This window comes from Kordia sp., assembly GCF_045105435.1.
Taxonomy (GTDB): domain Bacteria; phylum Bacteroidota; class Bacteroidia; order Flavobacteriales; family Flavobacteriaceae; genus Kordia.
On sequence record NZ_JBGCDL010000399.1, the window covers coordinates 1 to 3,806 of the forward strand.

At 31.2% G+C, this 3,806-nt stretch carries 2 protein-coding genes; one reads left to right on the forward strand and one right to left on the reverse strand.

The annotated features are described in order from the left end of the window. The first annotated feature begins 55 nt into the window (after positions 1-55). Positions 56-766: a YebC/PmpR family DNA-binding transcriptional regulator gene (locus tag AB8B65_RS20170; protein WP_405303087.1), complete on the forward strand. Its 711-nt coding sequence runs from the start codon at positions 56-58 to the stop codon at positions 764-766. A 126-nt stretch (positions 767-892) separates the two neighbouring features. On the opposite strand, the gene AB8B65_RS20175 is transcribed toward AB8B65_RS20170, so the two are convergent. After that, positions 893-3,484: a T9SS type A sorting domain-containing protein gene (locus AB8B65_RS20175; RefSeq protein ID WP_405303086.1), complete on the reverse strand. Its 2,592-nt coding sequence runs from the start codon at positions 3,482-3,484 to the stop codon at positions 893-895. Between the last annotated feature and the right edge of the window lie 322 nt (positions 3,485-3,806).

Here is a 3,806-nt window from a genome sequence, read left to right on the forward strand (position 1 = left end):
ATTCCAAAAGAATAATACAACATATATATTTGTAAAAATAAAAAGAACTCGCAGCATGGGAAGAGCATTTGAATTTAGAAAAGCACGAAAAATGAAACGTTGGTCAGCAATGGCAAAAACCTTTACACGTATTGGTAAAGACATTGTGATGGCTGTTAAGGAAGGCGGACCAAACCCTGAAACCAATTCTAGGTTGCGTGCCGTAATTCAGAATGCAAAAGCTGCCAACATGCCAAAAGATAATGTTGAGCGCGCTATTAAAAAGGCTTCTGATAAAAATACCGATAATTATAAAGAAGTATTATTTGAAGGTTATGGACCGCACGGAATTGCTATTTTAGTGGAAACTGCAACCGATAATAATAACAGAACTGTAGCAAACGTACGTAGCTATTTTAATAAATGTGATGGAAATTTAGGAACACAAGGTTCGGTTGAATTTATGTTTGATCATACGTGTAACTTCCGAATTCCGTCAGATGGACAAGATCCGGAAGAGTTAGAATTAGAATTCATTGATTTTGGTGTAGAAGAAGTGTTTGCAGACGATGATGGTATTTTATTATACGGACCGTTTGGAAGCTACGGAAACATTCAGAAAGAGTTGGAAACTAGAGAAATTGAAATTTTATCTTCTGGTTTTGAGCGCATTCCGCAAGTTAGCAAACCTTTAAATGAAGAACAGACAGCAGACATTGAAAAATTGTTAGAAAAGCTTGAAGAAGATGATGATGTACAAAATGTATATCATACGATGGCTGAGTAATAATCAATTCACGATATATATAAAAACCACGCTGAAAAAGCGTGGTTTTTTAGTTTCTTATTCTGTTTAAAAATTGTGATTTCGTCAAATCGAATTTGATTCAAGAAGACGAATTTTAAATTTTCTTTACTGCTTGATGATTTTATCAATAAAAACACCTTTCGTTGACGTTGCTTTTAAAATATACAAACCTTTGGAAAGTGATTTTACTGAGATATTTACATTTGTTTGATTGCCAATGATTTTTTTGGAGAGAATTAACTTTCCTTGTAATGAATACAAATCAATTGACTGAATTGGGTTTTCTGCTGAGATAAATAATGTTTCCGTTGTTGGCTTAGGAAATACTACCATCGTTGCATCTAAAAGTATTTCATTAATACTTAATGGAGCTGCAACTGTAGTCATTTCATCATTTGTAATAATTGGCGCATTGAAGTCAAAGAAAATTTCAGCCTTATTCATAAACGTATCATTCGCCACTAAAGTAGATTTTGTTTTTATCTTAAACAATACATACCCATCATTCGTCGCATCATCAAAAGGCAAATTGATATTTTCAAATACAAATTCTACTTTTTGTCCAGCTACTCTAGTAACAAAATCATGACTTCCGTCGATGACACTTAGTGTGCTAATATCATAATTTGCTGCATCTATATCATCTTTTACAACTACATTGATGGCGCTTGCGGTTCCTGTATTTTCAAAACGTATCAAATAATGTACAAAATCTCCAACTTTATCTGTTGTAATCTCATTTCCTTCTAAACAAGTTTTATCATTTGGATCGAATGAATTCACTACAATTTGTTCTAAAACAATCACATTATCTTCTAGCGTTTCATCAGATACAGTTGGTGTTACTGTTCCTGTAAAGCTTAATTCATCATCACCATTCAATGGAAAATTAGCGTCGGTTGGCGTATTTAAGTTCATCGTATAGACAATACTTCTAGTTTCAAAAGACGCCAAATTTGTATAACTCCAGCTTAAACTTCCTGTATTTTGTGTATTTGCCGTTGGACTTGCAGAAACAACATCCATAAAATCATCCTCAAACAGTAAGTTCACTGTTCCTGATAAGGTTGTGGTTCCTTTGTTCTTATATATGATTTTATACTCTGTGTCAAATCCTGGTCTCGCTTCTTCTAATGGAATAATAATGATTTCTAAATCATTATAAGTACCATTAGGTGTAATACAAAAATCTTGAATATTTGGACTCGCATCTGTTGGAAAATCAACTGAGACACTTGTTGGGCTGACTGTAAAATATGTTGAATTTTCTAGTTGTGGTGTAATCGTATGTGTTCCTTCACTTAGTGGAATTTCATAATTACCAGAAGTATCGGCTGTAAATATTCCTGTATCGGAACCATTTGTAATGGAAAATGAAATATTTGGGAATGCTTGATCATTCATGTCGCATCCATTAGCATTAGTATCTAATTTTGCTTCTCCAGAAACTGTATATAACGTTCCGCCAGGAGAAAAAGAACAATAACTATTTACGACACAATCAGTATATCCATATGAATTTACAAGATTTTGAATAACTGAAATTTCGTTTTCATCAGCACAAATATATTGAAGTGCTGGATTGTTTGAAAAATTAAAAAACTGGATTGTATGACTTCCATTTTTCAAGTACAGCGTTTCCAATTGATTATTAAAAACCCAAAAATAAATGAGATTAAGATTAGTAGAAACATCCATGTGAGTCAAGATGTTATCTCGACAATCTAAGTCTTCGAGAATGGTATTTGCAGATACGTCTAATAAAGTAAGCATATTATTTCTACAATCTAGTTCTTTGAGATTAGTATTATTTGTAACATTAATATTTGCCAAGTTATTATTTCTACAACTTAGCACTTCTAAATTTACACTAGAGGAAATATCTATACTTGTTAACTGATTATACCCACAATTTAATGTTATAAGTTCTGGGTTATTTGAGATGTTTAAATTAGTTATTAAATTGTTATTACACAATAATCTAGTTAAACTAGGATTAGACGAAACATCAAGATTTGTTATTTGATTATATGTAAACCTTAGTCGTTTCAGATTAATATTCATAGAAACATCAAGACTAGTCAATCCGTTTCCATCTAGTTCAACAGCCTCTAAATTCGTATTTGATGATAAATCAATTGAAGATAAATTGTTGCTGCCAGCATCAAGTTCTATTAAATTAGAGTTTGTGGATACATCAAGAGCTGATAACTGATTCGTATCTACAATTAACACTTCAAGATTTGGATTGGAACTCACATCAAGATTTGAAATCTGATTATTGTGAGTAATTAATCTTTTAAGATTTATATTAGCAGATATATCCAAATTAGTAAGTTGATTATATCCACATTCCAAAACCTCTAATAATAAGTTTGAAGAGATATCAAAACTTGTCAAATTATTACTTAAACATCGGACATGTTTTAAGTTCGTAAAAGATGCTATACCTTCTAAAGATGAAATATTTCTGTTAGTAATAATTAGAACTTCTACAGCCTCTGCCTCGGTTTGTTGTATTTCTCCATCACCATTAGTGTCTACTATTGTATCTGCAATTATGTCTCCATCTGTATCAGAAGAAAAATAAGTAGTTAGAGCAAGTTTAAAATTTGCATCAGGAATATTTACAATTTGAGCGAAAAGAGATTGTGCTGTTATAATAAGGACAAAAAATAGAAGGTATTGTTTTTTCATAAAATTGGCTTTAGACAAACAAAAATAAAAAAAGTAAAACTAAATTTATTAATAAGTGTATAAACGTTGAAATAAACTTGTAAATGTTAATTGACTCCATACACTACCAAAACTACGGATTCACCGTAAACAACTGAAAATTAGAATATTTACTTTTATATTGAATTTAAAATCAATAATCATGTTAAAAAATATTCTCAAATTACAAGGAGTCAATGAATTGACAAAATATTCTCAAAAAGCAATGCTTACAGGCGGAAGAAAAGCCGCAGAATGTGTAAATGCATCAAATTGTCCACCAAATCATATCTGCAAAAATGGA